The sequence below is a fragment of the Pseudomonas sp. UBA5666 genome (assembly GCF_002420785.1).
GTDB lineage: Bacteria > Pseudomonadota > Gammaproteobacteria > Pseudomonadales > Pseudomonadaceae > Aquipseudomonas > Aquipseudomonas fulva.
Map to the genome: position 1 here is coordinate 145,467 of NZ_DIIQ01000025.1, position 22,551 is coordinate 168,017.

At 64.1% G+C, this 22,551-nt stretch carries 25 protein-coding genes, 1 pseudogene and 1 riboswitch; of the genes and pseudogenes, 21 read left to right on the forward strand and 5 right to left on the reverse strand.

Going from position 1 to position 22,551, the window contains the following annotated elements:
* Window positions 1–79: 79 nt before the first annotated feature.
* Together mazG and B2Y33_RS13325 are read left to right on the forward strand one after the other, a co-directional pair.
* Window positions 80–913 (forward strand): nucleoside triphosphate pyrophosphohydrolase, encoded by an 834-nt coding sequence (gene mazG / locus B2Y33_RS13320; RefSeq protein ID WP_027913916.1) that lies wholly within the window; start codon window positions 80–82, stop codon window positions 911–913.
* A 26-nt stretch (window positions 914–939) separates the two neighbouring features.
* A complete protein-coding gene (locus B2Y33_RS13325) occupies window positions 940–1,479 on the forward strand; it encodes a DUF2058 domain-containing protein (protein ID WP_023534063.1) in 540 nt (179 codons plus the stop codon).
* 122 nt (window positions 1,480–1,601) lie between these two features.
* Here the strand turns inward: B2Y33_RS13325 and B2Y33_RS13330 are convergent, their stop codons facing one another.
* The 4 genes from B2Y33_RS13330 to purM form a co-directional block, all read right to left on the reverse strand.
* Window positions 1,602–1,784, reverse strand: coding sequence for a hypothetical protein (locus tag B2Y33_RS13330; protein ID WP_023534042.1), 183 nt, complete (start codon window positions 1,782–1,784; stop codon window positions 1,602–1,604).
* 215 nt (window positions 1,785–1,999) lie between these two features.
* The gene (locus B2Y33_RS13335; protein WP_028686870.1) at window positions 2,000–2,710 is read right to left on the reverse strand and encodes a DUF3108 domain-containing protein; all 711 of its coding nucleotides are present in this window, start codon (window positions 2,708–2,710) and stop codon (window positions 2,000–2,002) included.
* Between the two features lie 8 nt (window positions 2,711–2,718).
* A complete protein-coding gene (purN, locus tag B2Y33_RS13340) occupies window positions 2,719–3,372 on the reverse strand; it encodes a phosphoribosylglycinamide formyltransferase (RefSeq protein WP_027913918.1) in 654 nt (217 codons plus the stop codon).
* The gene (gene purM / locus B2Y33_RS13345; RefSeq protein ID WP_027913919.1) at window positions 3,372–4,430 is read right to left on the reverse strand and encodes a phosphoribosylformylglycinamidine cyclo-ligase; all 1,059 of its coding nucleotides are present in this window, start codon (window positions 4,428–4,430) and stop codon (window positions 3,372–3,374) included. The genes purN and purM overlap by 1 nt, the downstream gene beginning before the upstream one ends.
* A gap of 286 nt (window positions 4,431–4,716) precedes the next feature.
* On the opposite strand from purM, the gene B2Y33_RS13350 reads away from it, so the two are divergent.
* The 5 genes from B2Y33_RS13350 to B2Y33_RS13370 all read left to right on the forward strand — a co-directional run bounded on the left by B2Y33_RS13350 (window position 4,717) and on the right by B2Y33_RS13370 (window position 9,212).
* Window positions 4,717–5,784 carry a DUF2066 domain-containing protein gene (locus B2Y33_RS13350; RefSeq protein WP_206405791.1) on the forward strand — a complete coding sequence of 356 codons (1,068 nt, stop codon included), beginning with the start codon at window positions 4,717–4,719 and terminating at the stop codon, window positions 5,782–5,784.
* An 11-nt stretch (window positions 5,785–5,795) separates the two neighbouring features.
* Window positions 5,796–6,899: an AI-2E family transporter gene (locus B2Y33_RS13355; protein WP_042139556.1), complete on the forward strand. Its 1,104-nt coding sequence runs from the start codon at window positions 5,796–5,798 to the stop codon at window positions 6,897–6,899.
* Window positions 6,900–7,058: 159 nt separating this feature from the next.
* Window positions 7,059–7,766, forward strand: coding sequence for a DnaA regulatory inactivator Hda (gene hda / locus B2Y33_RS13360; protein ID WP_027913921.1), 708 nt, complete (start codon window positions 7,059–7,061; stop codon window positions 7,764–7,766).
* 126 nt (window positions 7,767–7,892) lie between these two features.
* Window positions 7,893–8,531 (forward strand): C40 family peptidase, encoded by a 639-nt coding sequence (locus B2Y33_RS13365; RefSeq protein ID WP_027913922.1) that lies wholly within the window; start codon window positions 7,893–7,895, stop codon window positions 8,529–8,531.
* A gap of 141 nt (window positions 8,532–8,672) precedes the next feature.
* Window positions 8,673–9,212, forward strand: a complete 540-nt coding sequence (locus B2Y33_RS13370) for a C40 family peptidase (protein WP_027913923.1) — start codon at window positions 8,673–8,675, stop codon at window positions 9,210–9,212.
* 6 nt (window positions 9,213–9,218) lie between these two features.
* Here the strand turns inward: B2Y33_RS13370 and B2Y33_RS13375 are convergent, their stop codons facing one another.
* Window positions 9,219–10,535 carry a PQQ-dependent sugar dehydrogenase gene (locus B2Y33_RS13375; RefSeq protein ID WP_206405792.1) on the reverse strand — a complete coding sequence of 439 codons (1,317 nt, stop codon included), beginning with the start codon at window positions 10,533–10,535 and terminating at the stop codon, window positions 9,219–9,221.
* Between the two features lie 153 nt (window positions 10,536–10,688).
* Window positions 10,689–10,909: riboswitch (cobalamin riboswitch) on the forward strand.
* Window positions 10,910–11,029: 120 nt separating this feature from the next.
* Here B2Y33_RS13375 and cobO point away from each other — a divergent pair.
* The 14 genes and pseudogenes from cobO (at window position 11,030) to B2Y33_RS13445 (ending at window position 22,259) form a co-directional block, all read left to right on the forward strand.
* Complete coding sequence (gene cobO, locus B2Y33_RS13380) at window positions 11,030–11,641, forward strand: cob(I)yrinic acid a,c-diamide adenosyltransferase (protein WP_027913925.1); 612 nt, start codon at window positions 11,030–11,032, stop codon at window positions 11,639–11,641.
* Window positions 11,638–12,933 (forward strand): cobyrinate a,c-diamide synthase, encoded by a 1,296-nt coding sequence (locus B2Y33_RS13385; RefSeq protein WP_206405793.1) that lies wholly within the window; start codon window positions 11,638–11,640, stop codon window positions 12,931–12,933. The genes cobO and B2Y33_RS13385 overlap by 4 nt, the downstream gene beginning before the upstream one ends.
* Window positions 12,930–13,580 carry a 5,6-dimethylbenzimidazole synthase gene (gene bluB, locus B2Y33_RS13390; protein WP_376743999.1) on the forward strand — a complete coding sequence of 217 codons (651 nt, stop codon included), beginning with the start codon at window positions 12,930–12,932 and terminating at the stop codon, window positions 13,578–13,580. The genes B2Y33_RS13385 and bluB overlap by 4 nt, the downstream gene beginning before the upstream one ends.
* Window positions 13,577–14,485, forward strand: coding sequence for an adenosylcobinamide-phosphate synthase CbiB (gene cbiB, locus B2Y33_RS13395; protein ID WP_027913928.1), 909 nt, complete (start codon window positions 13,577–13,579; stop codon window positions 14,483–14,485). Before bluB ends, cbiB begins: the two co-directional genes overlap by 4 nt.
* A complete protein-coding gene (gene cobD / locus B2Y33_RS13400; RefSeq protein ID WP_206405794.1) occupies window positions 14,478–15,470 on the forward strand; it encodes a threonine-phosphate decarboxylase CobD in 993 nt (330 codons plus the stop codon). Before cbiB ends, cobD begins: the two co-directional genes overlap by 8 nt.
* The gene (locus B2Y33_RS13405) at window positions 15,467–16,921 is read left to right on the forward strand and encodes a cobyric acid synthase (RefSeq protein WP_110607021.1); all 1,455 of its coding nucleotides are present in this window, start codon (window positions 15,467–15,469) and stop codon (window positions 16,919–16,921) included. The genes cobD and B2Y33_RS13405 overlap by 4 nt, the downstream gene beginning before the upstream one ends.
* Before the next feature lies 1 nt (window position 16,922).
* Window positions 16,923–17,444 (forward strand): bifunctional adenosylcobinamide kinase/adenosylcobinamide-phosphate guanylyltransferase, encoded by a 522-nt coding sequence (gene cobU / locus B2Y33_RS13410; RefSeq protein WP_028686861.1) that lies wholly within the window; start codon window positions 16,923–16,925, stop codon window positions 17,442–17,444.
* Window positions 17,441–18,496 carry a nicotinate-nucleotide--dimethylbenzimidazole phosphoribosyltransferase gene (gene cobT, locus B2Y33_RS13415; RefSeq protein ID WP_027913932.1) on the forward strand — a complete coding sequence of 352 codons (1,056 nt, stop codon included), beginning with the start codon at window positions 17,441–17,443 and terminating at the stop codon, window positions 18,494–18,496. The genes cobU and cobT overlap by 4 nt, the downstream gene beginning before the upstream one ends.
* On the forward strand, window positions 18,493–19,059 hold the full coding sequence (cobC, locus tag B2Y33_RS13420) for an alpha-ribazole phosphatase family protein (RefSeq protein WP_027913933.1): 567 nt from the start codon (window positions 18,493–18,495) through the stop codon (window positions 19,057–19,059). The genes cobT and cobC overlap by 4 nt, the downstream gene beginning before the upstream one ends.
* Window position 19,060: 1 nt before the next feature.
* On the forward strand, window positions 19,061–19,783 hold the full coding sequence (locus B2Y33_RS13425; protein WP_027913934.1) for an adenosylcobinamide-GDP ribazoletransferase: 723 nt from the start codon (window positions 19,061–19,063) through the stop codon (window positions 19,781–19,783).
* 22 nt (window positions 19,784–19,805) lie between these two features.
* Window positions 19,806–20,168, forward strand: a pseudogene (locus tag B2Y33_RS13430) (glycosyl hydrolase); the annotation flags it as partial.
* A gap of 171 nt (window positions 20,169–20,339) precedes the next feature.
* Window positions 20,340–21,542 (forward strand): MFS transporter, encoded by a 1,203-nt coding sequence (locus B2Y33_RS13435; protein WP_028686859.1) that lies wholly within the window; start codon window positions 20,340–20,342, stop codon window positions 21,540–21,542.
* Window positions 21,539–21,661, forward strand: a complete 123-nt coding sequence (locus tag B2Y33_RS13440; protein WP_255212321.1) for a hypothetical protein — start codon at window positions 21,539–21,541, stop codon at window positions 21,659–21,661. The genes B2Y33_RS13435 and B2Y33_RS13440 overlap by 4 nt, the downstream gene beginning before the upstream one ends.
* A gap of 46 nt (window positions 21,662–21,707) precedes the next feature.
* Window positions 21,708–22,259: a glutathione peroxidase gene (locus tag B2Y33_RS13445; RefSeq protein ID WP_027913937.1), complete on the forward strand. Its 552-nt coding sequence runs from the start codon at window positions 21,708–21,710 to the stop codon at window positions 22,257–22,259.
* Window positions 22,260–22,551: the final 292 nt, after the last annotated feature.

Below are 22,551 nucleotides of genomic sequence, written 5' to 3' on the forward strand. Positions count from 1 at the left end.
TGTGCACGATTTGCGGGTAGACCGCCTCACCTGTGGGGCCGGTTTGCCCGCCAAGCCCGACCGTCAAGGACTTGCCTGAATGACCTACACCCTCCAGGACCTGCTTCACCTCATGGCTCGCTTGCGCGACCCGCACTACGGCTGCCCCTGGGACCTGAAGCAGGACTATGCCAGCATCGTCCCGCACACCCTCGAAGAAGCTTACGAGGTGGCGGACACCATCGAACGCGGCGATTTCGAGGACTTGCAAGGCGAGTTGGGTGATCTGCTGTTCCAGGTGGTCTACTACAGCCAGCTTGCTCGGGAGGAGGGCCGTTTCGCGTTCGACGGCGTGGTGGATGGCATCACCCGCAAGCTTATTCGTCGCCACCCGCATGTCTTTCCGACCGGGGACCTGTATGCGCCGCTGGAGACGCCCAGCCTGAGCGATGCGCAGGTCAAGTCACGCTGGGAAGAAATCAAGGCGCAGGAGCGGGCGCAAAAAAGCCGACCAGAGCAGCTGTCGTTGCTCGACGATGTGCCGACGGCATTGCCTGCCTTGTCCCGGGCGGCCAAACTGCAAAAACGTGCGGCCACCGTCGGTTTCGACTGGCCCGAGGCCTTGCCGGTTGTGGACAAGGTGCGTGAGGAACTCGGCGAAGTGTTGCAGGCCATGGCCGACGGGGACAACGATGCGCTGGAAGACGAAGTAGGCGATTTGCTGTTCGCGGTGGTCAACCTGGCGCGTCACTTGAAACATGACCCTGAAAACGCCTTGCGCCGAGCCAATCGCAAGTTCGAACGACGTTTTCGCTTTATCGAGCAGGCGTTGCGTGACAGCGGCACTGCCATTGAAGATTGTAACCTTGATGCGCTGGACACCCTTTGGGGTGAAGCCAAGCGTCAGGAAAAGAACCTGCCCAGCTGCGGCTGAGCTGTTGCATAAGTGAGTGAACATTCATGAGCCTTTCCCTTCGCGACCAATTGCTCAAAGCCGGGCTGGTCAACCAGAAACAGGTTTCTCAGGCCAACAAGGCTGAAAAGAAACAGAAGCGCCTGGAGCACAAAGGCCAGGTCGACGTGGACGATACCCAGCAGCGGCTGGCCAAGGAAGCCATGGCTGAAAAGGCCAAGCGTGATCAGGCGCTCAACCGTGAACAGCAGGAAAAAGCCGAAAAGAAGGCACGCGCCGCGCAGATCAAGCAACTGATCGAAGCGACCCGCCTGCCCAAGCTCACGACCGAGGATTACTACAACTTCGTCGACGACAAAAAGGTCAAACGTATCGCGGTCAACGCCCTGATGCGCAGCAAGTTGAGCAATGGTGCGCTGGCGGTGGTGTCCTACGGGGGCGGCTATGAAGTCATTCCCCGCGAGGCTGCCGTCAAGATTCAGGAACGCGACCCGGGCCGGGTATTACTGCTCAATACCCATGTCGAGGAAGCCGATGACGACGATCCGTATGCGGCGTACAAGATCCCTGACGATCTGATGTGGTAACGCTGCAAGGCCCTGTCTGATCGTGAATCGGTTAGGCAGGGCCGCATTGTGTGCGCTGGGCCGCGAGGCGGCCCCTGGCACCACGACGACTATTCACGTCATGGTTTTTCTGAAGATCGTTGTCACTGCGTCGTGCGCTGCTTTTCCAGGTCTTCCAGTTCGACACGGTACTGTTGCGCCTCGTGCTCGTTGTGGAACATCCCGACCAACTGGCCCTGCTGGTGCACATCCCAGATCCGCACGCCTGCGGCCAGGCCTTCGTGGGACATTTTCGATTCGTCGCGTTCGGTCACTTGAACTGTCATCGTTAAACTCCACTTTTTCGGGTTGGGTGCGACAGTCTGTCGCACGCCTTATTTATAGAGTTTGTTAGCAGCCTAAGTAAATAAAACGGTCATGAAACAAGTTTCATGTAGCCATGGCATGCCCTGCCGCGACTGCCTTATGCCCGGCCAAAGAAAAGCCCCGCACAGGGCGGGGCTTTGCGTTGATTACGGCTAAACGCCGACAACCTCGAACGTTAGTTACCTTTGACCGACTTGCCATCGACCGTGCCGTCCTGCAGGACGATCACGTATTCCTTGCCATCGGTTTCCACTTGGCGCAATTGCACCAGCAGGTAGTCCCAGTTCTTGGCAAACCATAGCTCGGTGATGCGCTTGCTCTGGCTTGGATCACGCACACGTTCGACCTTGACGGCATCCACCTGGCCGGTCTTGGTGGTGACTTTTTCGGTGCCCAGCACGCGGAAGTCATAGGTATCGATCTCGTCACCATCGACCACCTGATAAGTCATGCTCTTCTTGCCTGCGGCGACATCGTGCTGCAGCGCAAGTTGATAGGACGACTTGTCGAGCACCCCACGGTTGAGCGGCAGGGTGATGGCATCGCCACGATCGCTACCGGTCACTTTCTTGGCAGCCCAATCGAAGTTCAAGTCGACCTTCTTGGCCTTGCCAAGACCGCCGCGCTCGAAGTGGTAACGCTGCGGCAGCAAGGTATCGTTTTCCAGGCGCAACGAGCTTTGCTCGGTCAGGCTGGCGATCATCATTGACGCCTTGAAGTTCAGGTCCCAAGTGCCATCGGCATTCTTGACCAGGCTACGTTCGGCGGTGCCGCTCATGGGCAGTTGCTTCCAGTCGGCGGTGTAGCTGGCCGAGAACGGCTTCAGGTCTGCTGCCTGGAGGGGCAGGGCAAGCACGGCAAGAGCCAAGAGCAGGGCGCGACGCATAGTATCTCCTAGGATCGAATCAAATGACCGCTGGCCGACAGGGGCTGGCCATCCAGTAATGCACCTTGTTCGCCAAGACGCAAGCGGCCGTTGGCGAACCAGTGAACAGCCATTGGGTAGATGACGTGTTCCTGTGCGTGAACCCGCTGAGCCAGGCTTTGGACCGTGTCATCGGGTGCCACCGGCACGACAGCCTGTACGACCAACGGGCCCCCATCGAGTTCCTCGGTGACGAAATGGACACTGCACCCATGCTCGGCATCCCCTGCTTCCAGGGCGCGTCGATGGGTGTGCAACCCTTTGTAGCGAGGCAGCAGCGAAGGATGGATGTTGAGCAGGCGACCCTGGTAGTGGCGCACGAAGCCGCCACTGAGGATACGCATGAAACCCGCCAGCACCACCAGGTCCGGGGCGAACCCATCGATACACGCCACCAGGGCCGCATCGAAGGCTTCGCGGCCTTCGAATTCGGTATGGTCGAGTACTGCGGTTTCGATACCGGCAGCGGCTGCGCGCTGCAGGCCGTAGGCATCGGCGCGGTTGGAGATGACCGCGCCGATGCGCACGGCGCTGTCCGGGATGGCGCTGCTGTCGATCAGCGCTTGCAGGTTGCTGCCGGAACCCGACAGCAGTACCACGACATTGCAGGGCTTGCTCGGCATCAGTGTGCCTTGAGGTTCTGCAACTCGACCTGAGCAGCGCCCTCTGCGGCCTCGGTGATATGGCCGATGACCCAAGGCTGTTCGCCGGCGTTGCGCAGTTCGCTCAGGGCAGTTTCGACCTGGTCCTGGCCTACGCAGATCACCATGCCCACGCCGCAGTTGAGTACGCGGTGCATTTCATGCTCGTCGACGTTGCCCTTTTCCTGCAGGAAATCGAAGACGGCTGGGCGCTGCCAGCTGGCCACGTCGATGACCGCCTGGGCATTGGCCGGCAATACGCGCGGGATGTTGTCCAGCAGGCCGCCACCGGTGATGTGGGCCATGGCCTTGACTGCGCCAGTGTTCTTGATCAGTTGCAGCAGCGGCTTGACGTAGATGCGCGTTGGCGCCATCAGCAGGTCGGTCAGTGGCTGGCCGTCGAGCTGGGTGCTTTCGACGTCGGTGCCCGAGACTTCGAGGATCTTGCGGATCAACGAGTAACCGTTGGAGTGCGGGCCCGAGGATGGCAGAGCGATGAGCGCATCACCGGTGGCCACGCGCGAGCCGTCGATGATCTCGGCCTTTTCCACTACACCTACGCAGAAGCCCGCCAGGTCGTAGTCCTCACCTTCGTACATGCCCGGCATCTCGGCGGTTTCGCCGCCGACCAGCGAGCAGCCCGCCAGTTCGCAACCTGCGCCGATACCGGTGACCACGGTAGCCGCCACGTCCACGTTCAGCTTGCCAGTGGCGTAGTAATCCAGGAAGAACAGCGGTTCGGCGCCGCAAACTACCAGGTCGTTCACGCACATGGCGACCAGGTCCTGGCCGATGCTGTCGTGCTTGTTCAGGTTCAGCGCCAGGCGCAGCTTGGTGCCCACGCCGTCGGTGCCGGAGACCAGCACCGGCTGCTTGTAGCCGGCCGGGATCTCGCAAAGGGCGCCAAAGCCGCCCAGGCCACCCATGACTTCAGGGCGTGCGGTGCGTTTTGCCACGCCCTTGATGCGTTCGACCAGTGCTTCGCCGGCGTCGATGTCTACACCGGCGTCCTTGTAGCTCAGGGAGGGTTGCTTGCTCATTGATCCAGGCCTTTAGGAGGGAGGGATTCGTAAAAACGACCCTGACGGCAAGGGCCGGCAGCCATGCAGCGGCTAACCGTGACATCAGTGGTCTGTGAAGGCGCGCGATTTTATCAGGGTTGCCGGGCAGCGGCCATCCTCCGGCCGACGGGCAGGTGAATTTAGGGCCCTTGCCCCTGCAAGATCGCCAGAAGCCTGGCCTTGCCGGTGCTACCTTTAACCGTGCCGCTTGAGGTGTGAGCGCTGAAGCTTGAAACTCGCCGTTCCAGATCACAAGGACACAACGATGCGCTTCTTCACTACTTGGGTCATGGGATGTCTGGCGTTGATCGCAGGCGCGGCCCAGGCCGAAAACGTCTCCGGCCTCTATCAGGTACGCGAGCCAGTGGCCGGGCAGGGCGCCGAGGCGCGTGCGGCGGCGACCAGCCAGGCCTTCGACACCTTGGTGCTGCGCCTGACCGGCGACTCCAAGGCCGTGCAGAGCCCGGCGCTGGCCGCACTGCGCAAGGACCCGCAACCGATCGTCAACCAGGTGGGCAGCGACGCTGGCCCGCCCGAAACCGTGCGGGTCGAGTTCGACCCCGGTAGCACCGAACGTGCCCTGCGCAAGGCGGGCCTTAGTCTGTGGGGCAGCAATCGCCCGTCGATTCTGGGTTGGTGGCTCGTCGAGAGCGTTGACGGCACCAGCTTGGTAGGGGACGGCCAGCCCAGCGCCCAGCCGTTGCGGCGCGCGGCCCGTCACCGGGGCTTGCCGCTGCGCCTGCCTCTGGCCGATCTGCAAGAGCAATTGGTGGCCGATGCCAAGCATATCGACGCCAAGGACCCGGGGCCGCTGCGTGAAGTCTCCCAGCGCTACGGCGCCGATGCTCTGCTGGCTGTGCACGCCCAGCAGGTCGACGGCAAATGGCAAGGTAAATGGCAATTGTGGCTGGGCGGTGAGCGCGAGCAGGGCAGCGCCGAAGGAGCGGACCCAGCAGCGCTTGCCGACGCCGTGATGCTTGCGGTGAGTACGCTGCTGGCACCGCGTTACGTGACGCGACCCGGGGCCGGTGGCCAAGTGCAGATGCAGGTCCAGGGCATGAACCTGCCGCGCTACGCTGAGCTGGCCCGGGTTCTGGAGTCCTACGGCGCGCAGTTGAAGCGGGTCGACGGCGACGTGCTGACCTATTCGGTCACCGCCAGCCGCGAACAACTACGGGCTCAGCTGGCATTGGCCAAGCTCAGGGAAGTCCCGGCCGAGCAGATACCTGCGCCGCAGGTGAGCCCTGGGCCAGTGGGTACGTCCCCAGACGAGCCACCAGTGTCGCCTGCGGCTGGTGCCGAAACGTTCGATGGCTTGCGCTTTGGTTGGTAAGAGGGTCGTTCATGACTGACATGCGTCGTTGGATCTGGCTGGGCGTGGCATTGATCGTCATCGCCCTGCTTTATAGCCTGCACAACATTCTCACACCTTTTCTGGTCGGCATTCTGCTGGCGTATCTGGCCGACCCGCTGGTCGATCGCCTGGAGCGCCTGGGGTTGTCACGGACCTGGGGCGTAGTGGTGGTGTTCGGGCTGTTCACGTTGCTGATGCTTGCACTGTTGCTCGTGCTCATCCCCATGCTGGCCAAGCAGTTGGTGCGCCTGTATGCGCTGGCGCCGCAAGTGCTTGACTGGCTCGAACACGTCGCCTTGCCTTGGGTGCAGGGGCGCCTGGGCCTTGCCGACGGGTTCTGGAAATTCGACAAGATCAAGGCGGCCATCGGCGCTCACATGGGGCAGACCACCGATATCGTCAGCATGCTCTTGTCCCAGGCAACGGCCTCCAGCCTGGCGTTGATGGCCTGGGTGGCCAACATGGTGCTGATCCCCGTGGTGGGGTTCTACCTGTTGCGTGACTGGGACTTGATGATGGCCAAGTTGCGCAGCTTGTTGCCGCGGCAGAGCGAGCCGAAAGTCGTCGAGCTGGCCAGCGAGTGCCACGAGGTGCTGGGTGCGTTCGTGCGTGGGCAACTGCTGGTGATGGTCGCGTTGGGCATCATCTACTCGGCAGGCTTGATGCTGGTCGGGCTTGAACTGGGGTTGTTGATCGGCATGCTGGCCGGTCTGGCGGCCATCGTCCCCTACATGGGCTTCATCATTGGCATCGGCGCGGCGCTGGTGGCAGGACTGTTTCAGTTCGGTGGCGATCTGTATCCCATGCTCGGCATCGTTGCGGTCTTCATGGTCGGTCAGGCACTCGAGGGCATGGTGCTGACACCGCTACTGGTAGGCGACCGGATCGGTTTGCACCCTGTGGCGGTGATCTTCGCCATCCTGGCCGGCGGTGAGCTGTTCGGTTTCACGGGCGTGCTGCTCGCGTTGCCGGTGGCGGCGGTCATCATGGTGCTGCTGCGCCACGTGCACGGCTTGTACAAGGAGTCGGACATGTATGCAGGGGATGCTCCAGTCCCAGTCCCCCTCGATCCCCCCGCACCCGATCAGCCGTGACAGGGCGGCAGGTGAGTCTCGGGTTGGCGCTGGGAGAGTGCAACCCATTGATTTTGCTTGGACTCTGCAGCGGCGTCATTGTGCACCCCGCTTGGCAGGTATAGACTTTGCAGATTGTCCACAAAAGGCCCCCTGCGGTCCTGTCGACCGCCCGCGAGCATGAAACCACCGATCCAGTTGCCCCTGGGTGTGCGCCTGCGCGACGACGCCACCTTCATCAACTACTATCCGGGCGCCAATGCCGCTGCGTTGGGGTATGTCGAGCGGCTTTGCGAAGCCGACGCCGGCTGGACCGAGAGCCTCATCTACCTGTGGGGCAAACAAGGCGTGGGCCGCACGCATCTGCTGCAAGCAGCCACCCATCGCTTCCAGCAACGGGGCGAGCCTGCCGTCTACCTGCCCTTGGCGCAGCTGCTCGAACGCGGTACCGGTCTTCTAGACTACCTGGCCCAGTACGAACTGGTGTGCATCGATGACCTGCACGTCATCGCCGGCAAGCCGGACTGGGAGGAGGCCATGTTCCACCTGTTCAATCGCTTGCGCGACAGTGGCCGTCGGCTGCTGCTGGCAGCATCCGCTTCCCCGCGGGAATTGCCGGTGAAGCTGCCTGACCTGAAATCCCGCCTCACCCTTGCCCTGGTGTTCCAGATGCGCGGGCTGTCCGACGAAGACAAGCTACGTGCCTTGCAATTGCGGGCATCCAGGCGCGGCCTGCACCTGACCGACGAAGTGGGTCACTTCATCCTTACCCGCGGCGCGCGCAGCATGAGTGCGCTGTTCGATCTGCTGGAACGGCTCGATCAGGCATCTCTGCAAGCCCAGCGCAAACTCACCATTCCTTTCCTCAAGGAAACCCTGGGCTGGTGACCCCTGAAAACACGGGGCCAGAGCCATCCCACGGAAAAGTCACATCTTTTTCGATAAAATTTGCAAATGGAACTTATAGTGGGCATAGTTCCACCCCACTAAAGGATTACAGACACGGTTGTGCCCATGCTCAAGCGCTTCGCACCCCTCGTGCCACTCGCACTCGTGACCCTGCTTTTTGGCTGCGCGGCCCAAGGCCCGGTATCCCAGCCCCAGGATCACACCCCGGTCGCCGTACAGCCGGCGATCAAGGCCAAGGCCTCGTCTTCGTCAGTGTTTGGCGAACCCCAGGAAGTGGCTACTGACGATGAACTGGAGGTCTTCTCCAGCAGCAAGCCCTATCAGCTGCCAGTGCTGGCCGACAGCATTCTGGAGCGCGGCATGTCGTTGATCGGCACCCGCTATCGCTTCGGTGGTACCTCGGAGCAGTCCGGCTTCGATTGCAGCGGCTTCATCGGCTACCTGTTCCGCGAAGAGGCAGGCATGACCTTGCCGCGCTCTACCCGCGAGATGATCAACGTCGATGCGCCGAAGGTGGCACGCAACAAACTCAAGCCTGGCGATCTGCTGTTCTTCAGCACCAACGGCCGTGGTCGTGTCAGTCATGCTGGCATCTACCTGGGCGACAACCAGTTCATTCACTCCAGCAGCCGTCGTAGCGGGGGCGTGCGCATCGATAGCCTCGGTGACCGTTACTGGAGCAAGACCTTCCTCGAGGCCAAACGTGCCTTGGCCATGGCGCCGACGCATATCGCGCGCAACTAATGGCAATCTGATGTGTCCTAACCACGGCGTCGCTGCTTTGCAAAAAAGCTCGACGCCGTGCGTATTTACAGAAAGCGTCTAATCTAATTTCTCAACTCTATCCCGCTGCGGCCCAGCGTTCCCATACAGGATGTTTTGGCCATGACAACGATGGCGCGCTTCGCTTTCATTTCCCTGGCAGCCTTATTGGCGGCCTGCTCCAGCCAACCTCAGGCGCCTGCCCCTGTGCGGGTTGTGCAGCCCCAGGTTACCTACAGCCAACCCAGCTTCTCGCCCACTGCCGATGACGTACTGATTCGCGCCATTGGTCTGGTTGGCACGCCCTACCGCTGGGGCGGCAATACGCCCGATTCAGGTTTCGACTGCAGTGGTCTGATCAAGTACGTCTACCGCGATGCCGCCGGCATCAGCCTGCCGCGCTCCACGCGCGAGATGATCGGCATGCGTGCGCCTACCGTGGATGTGAAATCCTTGCAGTCGGGTGATCTGGTGTTTTTCGCGACCAGTGGCGGCTCGCAGGTGAGCCATGCCGGCATTTATGTAGGGGACGGGCGCTTCGTGCATGCGCCTCGCACTGGCGGTACGGTGCGTTTGGACTATTTGTCCAACAGCTACTGGGCCAAGGCCTACCTGCAGGCCAAGCGGGTCATCCCTCAGGGGCACCTGGCACAGAACCCCTGAGACGGGTTACCGAGCTTTGCTGACGCGCCAGATGGCATTGCCCACATCGTCCGCGACCAGCACGGCCCCGCGACCCTCCAGGGCAACCCCCACCGGGCGTCCCATGGCTTGGCCGCCTTCATCCAGAAAACCGTCGAGCACGTCCATGGGCCGGCCCGACGGTTTGCCTGAGGCGTCGAAGGGTACGAATATCACCTTGTAGCCGCTGTGGGGCTTGCGGTTCCAGGACCCATGCTGGCCAATCAATGCGCCTGCTCCAAAACGAGCAGGTAGCACATCCGGCCCGGCGAAGGCCAATCCCAGTGAAGCAGTATGCGGTCCAACGGCATAGTCGGGTACCTGTGCTCGGGCGACCTTGGCGGGGTCCTGGGGCTGCACGCGCTCATCCACGTGCTGGCCGTAGTAGCTGTAGGGCCACCCATAGAATCCACCCGCGTGTACCGAGGTGATGTAGTCCGGTACCAGATCGCTGCCGATTTCGTCACGCTCGTTGACCGCCGTCCACAGTGCGCCACTGTTAGGCTCCCAGGCGAGCCCGTTAGGGTTGCGCAGGCCGGTGGCGAACAGGCGGTGCTTGCCGGTGCTGGGGTCGATCTCCCAGATTGCGGCGCGACCCTGCTCCTGGTCGAGTCCGTTTTCACCCACGTTGCTGTTTGAGCCCACGGTGACGTAGAGGCGCTGCCCATCAGGGCTTGCGATGACATTCTTGGTCCAGTGGTGATTCAACGGGCCGGCTGGCAGCAGGGTAACTACTTCTGCCGGGCCGGTTACCTGGCGTGCCCCCGGCTGGTAGTGAAAACGCAGCAGCTTGTCCGTATCGGCTATGTAAAAATCATTGCCCACCAGCGCCATCCCAAAGGGCGAGTTCAGCCCGTCGGCAAAGGTATGGCGGATTTCCGCAACGCCATCCTGGTCGGCGTCGCGCAACAGGGTAATGCGATCAGGGCTGGGCACGGCAGCCCCCGCGCGTGCCATGACCCGCTTCATGGCCCATCCGCGGATACCCTTGGCGTCTTCGGGCTTGGCAGGTGCGTTGGTTTCTGCCACCAGCACGTCGCCATTGGGTAGCACGTACAGCCAGCGCGGATGGTCGAGGTCACCGGCAAAGCGCGACACCTGTAACCCGGGTGCAGCCTGAGGCATGCGCCCGGCGGGCCAGCCGACGGCTGGCGCGATGTTCACGGTGGGGAGCAGGGTCTTGGCGGGGGAGGGCAACTGCGGCGCAGGACCGGTGCCGTCGGCCACTGTCAGGCGCGCCGTTTCGCCGCAGCCACCCAAGCCCAGGCTTACAAGAAGTGCAACAGGCAGTGCCACGCGGTTCATGGTCGACGTCCTCGGCAGGTTCTATTGATTCAGAGGCTGTGGAACGCGGCGGGTTCAGTCGCACAGGCGGCGGGGCTGACGCGGGTGGCTCGGCCATCCCTCCTGCGCCGCCAGGCGAGCCGCGTCGATTGACGCTCCGGGTGCAACCCTCTAACCTTCGCGCGTGTTTCAGGTGCCCCGCCAGCAACGTCTGGCCAGGGTGAAACTGGGAAGTCGGTGAGTGCCCACAGGGTGCGATTCCGGCGCTGCCCCCGCAACGGTAAGTGAGTGACGGCCGCGCAGGGCCACTGGGTGACCATACCCGGGAAGGCGCGCAGGTCAGGGCCAGCGGCCCGCTCACGAGCCCGGAGACCGGCCTGATACTGCCAACGGCATCACGGAGGGTGATGCGCGGTGACCACTGGCCTTGGCCAATGCCCCTGCGCGCGCTCCGTTTGCCTGCCCATTCCCTGACACGGCGCTCGATCGTGGTGTCAGCCAGCGGAGAACCTCCCATGAGCGACGCCACCGAGCGCGACGAACGCCATCTGGCACGGATGCAGCGCAAGAAAGCGGTCATCGACGAACGCATTGCCAATTCCCCCAACGAATGCGGCCTGCTGCTGGTGCTCACCGGCAATGGCAAAGGCAAGAGCAGCTCGGCCTTCGGCATGCTGGCCCGGGCCCTGGGCCACGGCATGCAGTGCGGGGTGGTGCAGTTCATCAAGGGCCGCAACAGTACCGGCGAAGAGCTGTTCTTCAGGCGCTTTCCCGAACAGGTGCGCTATCACGTGATGGGCGAGGGTTTCACATGGGAAACTCAGGACCGCCAGCGTGACATTGCGGCGGCAGAAGCGGCATGGGCCGTCTCCAGGCAACTGCTGCAGGATCCTGCGGTGCAGTTCGTGGTGCTCGACGAGCTCAACATTGCGCTCAAGCACGGCTACCTTGATCTGGACCAGGTGCTATCGGACATCCAGGCTCGCCCCCCCATGCAGCACGTCATCGTCACCGGTCGCGCGGCCAAGCCGGAAATGGTCGAGCTGGCCGACACCGTGACCGAAATGGGCATGCTCAAGCACGCCTTCCAGGCCGGTATCCGTGCCCAGAAGGGCGTCGAGCTGTGAGCCAGGCCCGCCATTGCCCCGCCGTCCTGATTGCCGCGCCGGCTTCTGGCCAAGGCAAGACCACGGTCACTGCCGCGCTGGCGCGCCTGCACCGCAATCTGGGCCGCAAGGTGCGGGTGTTCAAATGCGGGCCTGACTTTCTCGACCCCATGATTCTCGAACGCGCCAGCGATGCCCCCGTCTGCCAGTTGGACCTGTGGATGATCGGTGCCGAGGAAAGCCGCCGGCTGCTCTGGGAGGCGGCAGGTGAAGCCGACCTGATCCTCATCGAAGGGGTGATGGGGCTGTTCGACGGCACCCCTTCGAGCGCCGACCTGGCACGTCACTTCGGCGTGCCGGTGCTGGCGGTTATCGACGGTACGGCCATGGCCCAGACCTTTGGCGCGCTGGCCCTGGGCCTGGCGCGTTATCAGCCGGATCTGCCGTTCGCCGGGGTGCTGGCCAACCGGGTGGGCAGCCTGCGTCATGCGCAACTGCTCGAAGGCAGCCTCACCGAGGGCCTGCGTTGGTATGGCGGCTTGTCCCGCGAGCGCGGCATCGAACTGCCCAGCCGTCACCTGGGGTTGGTGCAGGCCAGCGAGTTGAACGACCTGGACGCACGCCTGGACGCTGCCGCCCAGGCATTGGGCGCCAGTTGCGATGCCGCCTTGCCACCGGCGGTCACCTTCGAACCGGCCGATCCGTTACCCGCCCAGGCCACCTTGGCGGGCGTACGTATCGGTGTGGCCCGCGACGAAGCCTTTGCCTTCCTCTATAGCGCTAACCTGGACCTGTTGCGCCGTCTAGGCGCACAGGTGCAGTTCTTCTCCCCCCTGCATGACGTCGAATTGCCCCCAGTGGACAGCCTGTACCTGCCCGGCGGTTACCCCGAGCTGCACCATCATGCCTTGGCGCGCAACACCTCGATGTGCCAGGCCATCCGCGCCCATCATGCCCAGGGCAAGCCGTTGCTCGCCGAATGCGGCGGCATGCTGTATCTGCTCGACGCACTGACCGACGTGGCCGGGGACAGGGTCGAGTTGCTTGGGTTGCTGCCGGGGGAGGCGACCATGCAAAAGCGCCTGGCGGCCCTGGCTCTGCAGGCGGTCGAACTGCCCGAGGGCATACTGCGCGGCCATACCTACCACCACTCCTTGACCAGCACCGCGCTCGAGCCGCTGGCACGTGGGTTGAGCCCCAACGGTGGGCGCGGCAACGAAGCGGTCTATCGCCTGGGCCGCCTGACCGCGTCCTACGTGCACTTCTACTTCCCCTCCAACCCGGAGGCAGCCGCAGCGCTGCTCTGCCCATGAACGAGCATGCGTTCAGCGACCAGGAGCGTGCCGCGGTCTACCGCGCCATCGGCGAGCGGCGCGACATGCGCCATTTCGCTCAAGGGGAGGTGGCGCCGCAGGTCATGACACGGTTACTCAGCGCAGCCCACCAGGCACCGAGCGTGGGCTTGATGCAGCCATGGCGGTTCATCCGCATCACCGAGCGGGCCCTGCGTGGGCGCATCCAGGCCCTGGTGGAGGCCGAACGGGCGTTGACTGCACAAGCGCTGGGCGAGCGCTCGGACGAATTCATGAGGCTCAAGGTAGAGGGCATCAACGATTGCGCCGAACTATGGGTCGCCGCCTTGATGGACAACCGTGAGCCTCACATTTTCGGGCGCCGCACCCTGCCTGAAATGGACCTGGCCTCGCTCGCCTGCGCGATCCAGAACCTGTGGCTGGCCGCCCGTGCCGAAGGGCTGGGCATGGGCTGGGTATCGCTGTTCGATCCCCAGGCGCTGGCAGCGTTGCTTGGCATGCCCAGCGGCGCCAAACCCGTGGCCGTGCTGTGCCTGGGGCCGGTGGCGGCATTCTATCCTGCGCCCATGCTGGTCATGCAGAGCTGGGCCGAAGAACGACCGTTGCACGAGATGCTGTTTGAAAACCGGTGGGGAGAAGGCGCATGAGCGTGGCGTTGCTGAGCGTGGCCGGTGTGGCCCTGGATGCGTTGCTCGGTGAGCCGCGGCGGCGCCACCCGCTGGTTGCTTTCGGCAACATGGCCAGCAGCCTGGAGCGGCGCTTCAATGCCGGCGGGCGCGGTTGGCGCAGTCATGGCGTGAGCGCCTGGTTCCTGGCCGTGGTGCCGCTGACCTTGCTGGCCCTCATGCTCTCCTGGCTGCCGGTGATCGGCTGGCTGGTCGATGTGCTGGCGCTGTACTGCGCCCTGGGGCTGCGTAGCCTGGGCGAACATGTGCTGCCGGTGGCCACGGCCTTGCGCCAGGGCGATCTGGAAGAAGCACGGCGGCGAGTGGGGTATCTGGTCAGCCGTGAAACCCGTGAGCTGGACGAGACGGCGGTGGCGCGGGCGGCCACCGAGTCGGTGCTGGAAAACGGCAGCGATGCCGTGTTCGCCGCCTTGTTCTGGTTTGCCGTGGCCGGGGCGCCAGGGGTGGTGCTTTATCGACTGAGCAACACCCTCGATGCCATGTGGGGCTATCGAAACGAACGCTTCGAGCGCTTCGGCTGGTGCGCGGCGCGTATCGATGACGTACTTAACTATGTGCCGGCGCGCCTGGTCGCACTCACCTACGCAGTGCTGGGCAAAACCCGCCTGGCGCTGGCCTGCTGGCGCCGCCAGGGGCCGCTATGGGACAGCCCCAATGCTGGCCCGGTCATGGCGGCCGGGGCAGGGGCACTGGGTGTCGAGTTGGGCGGGCCGGCGGTGTACCACGGCCAACTGCACGACCGCCCGCGCCTGGGCGACGGCCCTGCGGCCAGCCCCGATGCCATCGAGGGCGGCTGGACACTGGTGCAGCGTGGGGTATGGCTGTGGCTGTTGGTGTTGTGTCTGGGAGCTTACTTGAATGCTTGAACATGGAGGCCGGCTGCTGCGTGCGGTTCGGCAATATGGCATCGCCCGCGAGCAGTGGCTGGACCTGTCCAGTGGCATTGCGCCCTGGTCCTTCCCGATACCGCCGATCCCTATCGAAGCCTGGGCACGCCTGCCGGAAACAGACGATGGCCTTGAGCAGGCGGCGTGCAGCTACTACGGCGCCACGCGACTGCTGCCCGTGGCGGGCTCACAGGCTGCCATCCAGGCCCTGCCCCTGTTACGCAGCCCGAGCCGAGTCGGAGTGCTGACACCCTGTTATGCCGAGCACCTCTATGCCTGGCAGCGGACTGGGCACACGTTGCTTGAGCTGGATGAGCACCAGGTCGACGACGCGATCGACAACCTCGACGTGCTGGTCTTGGTCAATCCGAACAACCCCACCGGCCGCGTCGTGCCTGCGCCCACACTGCTGGGGTGGCATCAGCGCCTGGCAGCACGCGGCGGCTGGCTGGTGGTCGATGAAGCCTTCATGGACAACAGCCCCGCAAACACTGTGATCAAACGTGCCGAATGCCCGGGCTTGATAGTGCTGCGCTCGTTCGGCAAGTTCTTCGGCCTGGCCGGTGTGCGCCTGGGCTTTGTGGCCGCAGAGCACAGCGTGCTGCAGCGCCTGGCCGAATTGCTCGGCCCGTGGACCATCAACGGCCCCAGCCGGGTGCTGGCCCAGGCCAGCCTGACCGACCTGGCCACGCAGCAGCTGCAGCGCCAGCGCTGTGCAGGCGCCAGCGAACGCCTGGCGGCTTTGCTGTCCCATGCAGGGCTGGCGCCCGCCGGCGGCTGTGACCTGTTCCAGTACGTGCGGTGCGAGCATGCCGCCCGGTTGCACGATCACCTCGCACGACACGGGGTGCTGGTGCGCCTGTTCGAGCAGCCGGCGGCCCTGCGTTTCGGGTTACCGCCCAGCCAGGCGGACGAACGACGATTGGCCCAAGCCCTCAGTGCCTACCGCAAGGACCTTACATGACGACCCTGATGGTGCAAGGCACCACCTCCGACGCCGGCAAGAGCACCCTGGTGACTGCCCTGTGCCGCTGGCTGCTGCGCCAGGGCATCGGCGTGGTGCCGTTCAAGCCGCAGAACATGGCCCTCAACAGCGCCGTGACCGCCGACGGCGGCGAGATCGGCCGGGCCCAGGCGGTGCAGGCCCAAGCCTGTCGCCTGGCGCCGCACACCGACATGAACCCGGTGCTGCTCAAACCCAACAGCGACACCGGCGCCCAGGTGATCATCCATGGCCGTGCGGTGACCAGCATGAACGCGGTTGCCTACCATGATTACAAGGCCATCGCCATGCAGGCCGTGCTGGCCTCGCACCAGCGCCTGAGCCAGGGCTGGCCGGTGGTCATGGTGGAGGGCGCAGGGTCGCCGGCCGAGATCAACCTGCGGGCTGGCGACATTGCCAACATGGGGTTTGCCGAGGCTGTGGACTGCCCGGTGATTCTGGTCGCCGACATCAACCGCGGGGGTGTGTTCGCCCACCTGGTCGGTACCCTCGAACTGCTGTCGCCCAGCGAGCAGGCGCGCGTCAAAGGGTTCGTCATCAACCGCTTCAGGGGCGACATCGCCCTGTTGCAACCCGGGCTCGACTGGCTGGAGCAGCGCACCGGCAAACCCGTGCTCGGCGTGCTGCCGTACGTCACCGACCTGCACCTTGAAGCCGAGGACGGCATCGACCGGCGCCAGGGCGAAAAGCAGCAGCGTGTGCTCAAGGTGATCGTGCCTGTGCTGCCACGTATCAGCAACCACACCGACTTCGACCCGCTGCGCCTGCACCCGCAGGTCGACCTGCAGTTCATCGGCCCCGGTCAACCGGTGCCGCCAGCGGACCTGATCATCCTGCCAGGCTCCAAGAGTGTCCGTGGCGACCTGGCGCAACTGCGTGCGCGCGGCTGGGACAAGGCCATCGAACGCCATCTGCGTTATGGCGGCAAGGTGATCGGTATCTGCGGCGGCCTGCAGATGCTTGGGCGCGAGGTGCACGATCCGCTGGGCCTGGAAGGCGCTGCAGGCTCCAGCCCCGGGCTCGGCCTGCTGGACTACGCCACGGTGCTGGAAGCCGACAAGCAGTTGCGCAACGTCGCCGGGACCTTGCACCTGGATGCATCGCCTGTGACCGGTTACGAGATCCATGCCGGTGTCACCACTGGCCCTGCGCTGGCGCAACCAGCGATACGCCTGGCCGACGGTCGCTGCGAGGGTGCCATCAGCACGGACGGCCAGGTGTTGGCCACTTACCTGCACGGGTTGTTCGAGGGCAGCGCCTCCTGCGCGGCCCTGCTGCGCTGGGCTGGGCTTGAAGACGTGCAACAGATCGACTACGAGGCTTTGCGCGAGCGCGACATCGAACGCCTGGCTGACCTGGTGGACAAGCACCTGGACACCCAGCGCCTGCGCCAATTGTGTGGAGTACCTTGACGTGCGTACGTTCGTGATCGGCGGAGCCCGGTCTGGCAAGAGCCGCCTGGCCGAGCAGCGGGCAGCCGCCTGCGGCCTGCCCGTGACCTATATCGCCACCAGTCAACCGCTGGACGGCGAACTCGATGAGCGGGTGCAGCTGCACCGCCAGCGCCGGCCAGTGGAGTGGGGGTTGATCGAAGAACCCTTGGCCCTGGCCGCCGTACTGAAGGCCGAAGCGGCCGTTGACCGCTGCCTGCTGGTGGACTGCCTGACGCTATGGCTGACCAACCTGCTCATGCTGGACGACCCGCGCCGGCTGGCCGAGGAGCTTGATGCCTTGTTGGGCTGCCTTGAGCACCTGCCCGGCCACATCATCCTGGTCAGTAACGAGACCGGCCTGGGCGTGGTGCCCATGGGCGAGCTGACGCGACGTTACGTCGACTTGGCCGGTGTCGTGCATCAGGCGGTGGCCGAACGCTGCCAGCAGGTGATCCTCACGGTCGCCGGCCTCCCACTCACGCTCAAAGGACCTGCATCATGAACCCTGTCTGGTGGCAGATGCCCTGCCAGCCCCTTGACGAGGCGGCCATGGCCGCAGCACGCGAGCGGCAGCAACAATTGACCAAGCCTGCCGGTTCGCTCGGCCAGCTCGAAGCGCTCGCCATTCAGTTGGCAGGCCTGCAGGGCTGCGAACGGCCGTCGCTGGAGCACGTCGCCATCAGCCTGTTCGCGGGCGACCACGGCGTGGTCGAGGAGGGCGTTTCGGCGTACCCTCAGGCCGTGACAGGCCAGATGTTGCGCAATTTCGTCGGTGGGGGTGCAGCCATCAGCGTACTGGCGCGCCAACTGCACGCCACCCTGGAGGTGGTCGACCTCGGCACTGTCGACCCGACGCTCGCATTGCCGGGCGTTCGCCACATGCACCTTGGCCCCGGTACGGCTAATTTTGCCCAACAGCCCGCCCTGAGCGAGGCACAACTGCAAGCCGCCCTGCAGGCAGGTCGTGACAGCGCGCTGCGGGCGGCGGCCCACGGTGCACAGCTGTTCATCGGCGGCGAAATGGGCATCGGTAACACCACCGCAGCGGCGGCGCTGGCCAGCGTACTGCTCGCCTGTCCGCCAGCCACATTGAGCGGGCCAGGCACCGGGTTGGACAGCGCCGGCGTGCAGCACAAGGCGTACGTCATCGAGCGAGCCCTGGCCTTGCACCGCCTGGCGGCCGATGAGCCGCTGCGTGCGCTGGGCTGTGTGGGGGGCTTCGAGCTGGCGGCGCTGGTCGGCGCTTATCTCGCATGCGCCCAGGCGGGTGTGGCGGTGCTGGTGGACGGGTTCATCTGCACCGTGGCGGCCTTGGTGGCCGTGCGCCTCAACCCGCAGTGCCGCGCTTGGCTGTTGTTCGCCCACCAAGGTGCGGAGCCTGGTCACCAGGCGGTGCTGAGCGCCTTGCAGGCCGAGCCTCTGTTGGCCCTGGGGCTGCGCCTGGGTGAGGGCAGCGGTGCCGCGCTGGCCGTGCCCTTGCTGCGGCTGGCCTGCGCGCTACACGCGCAGATGGCGACCTTTGCCGAGGCTGCCGTGGAGGACCGCCCGGCATGAGGCTCGACCTGCTGCGCCACGGGGAAACCGAGCAAGGTGGCCTGCGTGGCAGCCTCGATGACGCCCTGACCGAAAAGGGCTGGGCCCAAATGCGCGCTGCCGTGGCCGACGCAGGGCCTTGGCAGGCATTGGTCAGTTCGCCGTTGCAGCGCTGTGGCCGATTCGCCGATGAATTGGGCGCTAGGCTGGGCCTGCCCGTGCAGCGCGAGCCTGCATTGCAAGAGCTGCATTTCGGCGATTGGGAAGGGCGTACGGCGTTGCAGATCATGGAACACGACGCACAGGCGCTTGGGCAGTTCTGGGCTGACCCCTATGGCTATACGCCGCCCAATGGCGAGCCGGTCCAGGCGTTTGCGCAGCGCGTCCTGACAGCCATCGAGGGGTTGTACCGCCAGCATGCCGGCAAGCGCGTACTGCTGGTCACCCATGGGGGTGTCATGCGCCTGCTGCTGGCCCGCGCCCGGGGCCTGCCCAGGGCGCAGCTGTTGCAGGTGGAAGTCGGCCATGGCGCACGGGTGCGCTTGCAAGTCGGCGAGGATGGCCAGCTGGTTGAGGAGGGTTAGCATGCAGCCATTCTGGATTGCCCTGCAGTTTCTAAGCAGCCTGCCTGTCACCTTGCCTGGCATGCCAACGCCACGCCAAGTGGGCCGCTCGTTGTTGTACTACCCCTTGGTCGGGCTGCTGTTCGGTCTGGTGCTGTGGCTGGCCAGCCACTGGCTCGAAGGCGTTCCGGCGGCGCTGCATGCTGCCTTGCTATTGACCCTCTGGGTGCTGCTCAGTGGCGCGCTGCACTTGGACGGCCTGGCAGACAGCGCAGATGCCTGGCTAGGCGGGTTTGGTGATCGTGAACGCACGCTGCAGATCATGAAGGACCCGCGCAGCGGGCCGGCAGCGGTGGTGACGCTGGTTTTGGTGCTGCTGCTCAAGTTCTGCGCCTTGTGGGCACTGATCGAGCAGGGGGCTGGCCTGCAACTGATGCTTGCACCGGTCATTGGTCGAGCAGCGATGCTGGGGTTGTTCCTGTGTACTCCCTATGTGCGCCCTGGCGGGTTAGGCCAGGCACTGGCCGATCACATGCCCCGCCGCGCAGCGGGATGGGTACTGTTGACCTGTGCTGGCCTGGGCCTGGCTTTGACCGGCTGGGCAATGGTGCTGACGGCGGTCGTGTTCGTGGCATTGCGCAGGGTGATGTGCAATCGTCTGGGCGGCACCACGGGCGACACCGCAGGTGCACTGCTGGAACTGCTTGAGCTCACAGTCCTGCTGGGCCTTGTCGTGATCCGCTGAGCAAATCGCGGCAGCGCGGTCTTCCGGCCAGCCTCAGCAAGGGGACGGCCAGCGCGTGGCGCAGTACCTGCAGGCCCCGCTGAACAGGGCCGAAGCCACGAACGTGCCCCGTTCGCGCCTGGTGGTGGGCGAGTCCGGCTGCACGCGCCGCCTGTCAGGCTGCCGGCAGTACCTGGAGGACGTACTGGGCGTGCTCGATCAGCACCGCGTGCACTGGGCGTTCTACAGTTTCCGCGAAGACAGCTGGGACGGGATGGATTACGAATTGGGTACCGCCAAAGTGCCCTGGCGTTACTGGCAGGCGATCGACCAGGGGTTGCCCGACCCGCTGCCACGGCAGGCGACGCCGGCGTTCGAACCGATACGCAAACGACTGGCCATAGACCAATGGCGACGTCTGCTGATGTCCTGCTTGCTGTCAGTCGGCTCCAGCGTTCATGCTGTAACCAAATGCTTCCTTGATAACTCGACGTACAGGGCGGTCACCGTCCCTGGAATATCAGGTTTTATCAGCGGCAGCACCTGACGACCTTGCGATGGGCTGGAGACAATAACAATGACGTCTGTATGGCGAACCAGTGGATGGGTGTTGGCTGGGGCGGCGCTGATCCTCGCGCTGTCACTGGGCGTCAGGCACGGCTTTGGCCTGTTCCTGGCGCCGATGAGCGCCGATTTCGGCTGGGGTCGAGGGGTCTTTGCCTTCGCCATCGCCTTGCAGAACCTGATCTGGGGCCTGGCCCAGCCGTTCGCCGGGGCGTTGGCCGATCGTCTTGGCGCCTCGCGGGTGGTCATGGTGGGCGGCGTGCTGTATGCGGTGGGCCTGGCGATGATGGGGATGGCCGATTCTGCCTGGTCGTTGTCACTGAGCGCGGGTCTGTTGATCGGCATCGGCCTGTCGGGTACGTCCTTTTCGGTCATCCTGGGCGTCGTCGGCCGGGCCGTGCCGCCTGAAAAGCGCAGCATGGCCATGGGCATTGCCAGTGCCGCCGGTTCGTTCGGTCAGTTCGCCATGCTGCCCGGCACCCTCGGCCTGATCCAATGGCTGGGCTGGTCGGCCGCCTTGCTGGTACTGGGCCTGCTGGTCGCCTTCATCGTGCCGTTGGTAGGCCTGTTGCGCGACCGGCCTTTGCCCGCGTACGGCAACGAGCAGACCCTGGGCGAGGCGCTGCGTGAGGCCTGTGGGCATGCCGGCTTCTGGTTGCTGGCGCTAGGTTTTTTCGTGTGTGGCTTCCAGGTGGTGTTCATCGGGGTGCACCTGCCGGCGTACCTGGTAGACCAGCATCTGCCAGCCACCACGGGCACGACCGTGCTGGCCCTGGTGGGCCTGTTCAATATCGTGGGCACGTTCACGGCCGGTTGGCTGGGCGGGCGCCTGTCCAAGCCACGGTTGCTGACCGGGCTCTACCTGCTGCGTGCAGTCGTCATCGTGCTGTTTCTCTGGGCGCCGGTGAGTGCCTTCAGCGCGTACCTGTTCGGTATTGCGATGGGCCTGTTGTGGCTGTCCACCGTACCGCTCACCAACGGTACCGTCGCGACGGTCTTTGGCGTGCGCAACTTGTCGATGCTTGGCGGTATCGTCTTCCTGTTCCACCAGCTTGGGGCGTTTCTGGGCGGTTGGCTGGGAGGCGTGGTGTATGACCGTACTGGCAGTTATGACCTGGTCTGGCAGATCGCGATCCTGCTGAGTGTCTTGGCTGCGGCGCTCAACTGGCCGGTTCGTGAACGGCCTGTGGCACGCTTGCAGGCAACAGCGGCATGAGCCCTGGACTGATCCGTATCGCCCTCGCGGTGGCGGCGCTTTTGGTGCTGACGCTGGTCTGGTGGGGGTGGCACGAGGGCGGCATGGCGCTCATGCAATTGGGCATGGGCGCCTGTTAGGCACTACGCTGCCAGTTCAAGGTTGATCGAGCAGGAGCGAGATGTCATGAGCGTGAAGTGGATGGTGGTGCCGGTATTGGCGTTGATGGCCAGCGCGTCCAGCTGGGCGACCGAATGCCCGGCCGTGTTGCAGGGTTCGTTGCCGGAGTTGCGGGGCAAGGGTGAGGTCGCTTTGTGCGAGCGGTTTGCCGGCAAGCCCTTGGTGGTGATCAACACGGCCAGTTATTGTGGGTTTGCGCCGCAGTTCGAGGGGCTTGAGGCGGTGTACAAGCAGTACCATGGCCGTGGGTTGGAGATGCTGGGTGTGCCTTCGAACGACTTCAAGCAGGAGGATGCGGACAGCGAGAAGACGGCGAAGGTGTGTTATGCGAATTATGGTGTGACGTTCACCATGACCAAGGAGCAGGCGGTGCGGGGCAAGGATGCGATTCCGATGTTCGCTGAATTGGCCAGGCAGAGCAGTGCGCCCAAGTGGAACTTCTACAAGTATGTAATTGATCGCCAGGGCAAGGTGATTGGTAGTTTTTCGAGTTTGACGAAACCGGATGACGTCGAGTTTAGAACAGCGATTGAGAAGGCTATCGCCTCGCAGCCCTGATCTTTTTGGTTTGATCAAGTAGCGATCCCTGTTAGAGCATGGGGGCTTCCAGTGATGGAACTGTATAGGTGATCTGTGGCAAGTATATATAAGGTGCTTAAGTGTACTTAGCCAATTACCCACAGTAGCTTGTAGGGGCGGCCTTCCTGGGGTACCGGGCCGACCGCTCCTACAGGGGTGATGTGTAATCCAGAAAGTTGGGCAGCTGCTCAACTCTCAAGTTCAGAGAAATGCGCTGTTTTGGCTCTTGCTCTTGCTAATGCTTTTGCTCTTGCTTCTAAGCGCGCGGTAG

Excerpts from the sequence above, each read along its gene's own strand:
- cobT (WP_027913932.1), top strand. The coding sequence starts at position 17,441 with ATGAACCCTGTCTGGTGGCAGATGCCCTGCCAGCCCCTTGACGAGGCG.
- B2Y33_RS13335 (WP_028686870.1), bottom strand. The coding sequence starts at position 2,710 with ATGCGTCGCGCCCTGCTCTTGGCTCTTGCCGTGCTTGCCCTGCCCCTC.
- purM (WP_027913919.1), bottom strand. The coding sequence starts at position 4,430 with ATGAGCAAGCAACCCTCCCTGAGCTACAAGGACGCCGGTGTAGACATC.
- B2Y33_RS13325 (WP_023534063.1), top strand. The coding sequence starts at position 940 with ATGAGCCTTTCCCTTCGCGACCAATTGCTCAAAGCCGGGCTGGTCAAC.
- B2Y33_RS13365 (WP_027913922.1), top strand. The coding sequence starts at position 7,893 with ATGCTCAAGCGCTTCGCACCCCTCGTGCCACTCGCACTCGTGACCCTG.
- B2Y33_RS13350 (WP_206405791.1), top strand. The coding sequence starts at position 4,717 with ATGCGCTTCTTCACTACTTGGGTCATGGGATGTCTGGCGTTGATCGCA.
- B2Y33_RS13355 (WP_042139556.1), top strand. The coding sequence starts at position 5,796 with ATGACTGACATGCGTCGTTGGATCTGGCTGGGCGTGGCATTGATCGTC.
- mazG (WP_027913916.1), top strand. The coding sequence starts at position 80 with ATGACCTACACCCTCCAGGACCTGCTTCACCTCATGGCTCGCTTGCGC.
- cbiB (WP_027913928.1), top strand. The coding sequence starts at position 13,577 with ATGAGCGTGGCGTTGCTGAGCGTGGCCGGTGTGGCCCTGGATGCGTTG.
- cobC (WP_027913933.1), top strand. The coding sequence starts at position 18,493 with ATGAGGCTCGACCTGCTGCGCCACGGGGAAACCGAGCAAGGTGGCCTG.
- B2Y33_RS13435 (WP_028686859.1), top strand. The coding sequence starts at position 20,340 with ATGACGTCTGTATGGCGAACCAGTGGATGGGTGTTGGCTGGGGCGGCG.
- B2Y33_RS13375 (WP_206405792.1), bottom strand. The coding sequence starts at position 10,535 with ATGAACCGCGTGGCACTGCCTGTTGCACTTCTTGTAAGCCTGGGCTTG.
- B2Y33_RS13370 (WP_027913923.1), top strand. The coding sequence starts at position 8,673 with ATGACAACGATGGCGCGCTTCGCTTTCATTTCCCTGGCAGCCTTATTG.
- cobD (WP_206405794.1), top strand. The coding sequence starts at position 14,478 with ATGCTTGAACATGGAGGCCGGCTGCTGCGTGCGGTTCGGCAATATGGC.
- B2Y33_RS13425 (WP_027913934.1), top strand. The coding sequence starts at position 19,061 with ATGCAGCCATTCTGGATTGCCCTGCAGTTTCTAAGCAGCCTGCCTGTC.
- B2Y33_RS13440 (WP_255212321.1), top strand. The coding sequence starts at position 21,539 with ATGAGCCCTGGACTGATCCGTATCGCCCTCGCGGTGGCGGCGCTTTTG.
- B2Y33_RS13405 (WP_110607021.1), top strand. The coding sequence starts at position 15,467 with ATGACGACCCTGATGGTGCAAGGCACCACCTCCGACGCCGGCAAGAGC.
- hda (WP_027913921.1), top strand. The coding sequence starts at position 7,059 with ATGAAACCACCGATCCAGTTGCCCCTGGGTGTGCGCCTGCGCGACGAC.
- purN (WP_027913918.1), bottom strand. The coding sequence starts at position 3,372 with ATGCCGAGCAAGCCCTGCAATGTCGTGGTACTGCTGTCGGGTTCCGGC.
- bluB (WP_376743999.1), top strand. The coding sequence starts at position 12,930 with ATGAACGAGCATGCGTTCAGCGACCAGGAGCGTGCCGCGGTCTACCGC.
- B2Y33_RS13330 (WP_023534042.1), bottom strand. The coding sequence starts at position 1,784 with ATGACAGTTCAAGTGACCGAACGCGACGAATCGAAAATGTCCCACGAA.
- B2Y33_RS13445 (WP_027913937.1), top strand. The coding sequence starts at position 21,708 with ATGAGCGTGAAGTGGATGGTGGTGCCGGTATTGGCGTTGATGGCCAGC.
- cobO (WP_027913925.1), top strand. The coding sequence starts at position 11,030 with ATGAGCGACGCCACCGAGCGCGACGAACGCCATCTGGCACGGATGCAG.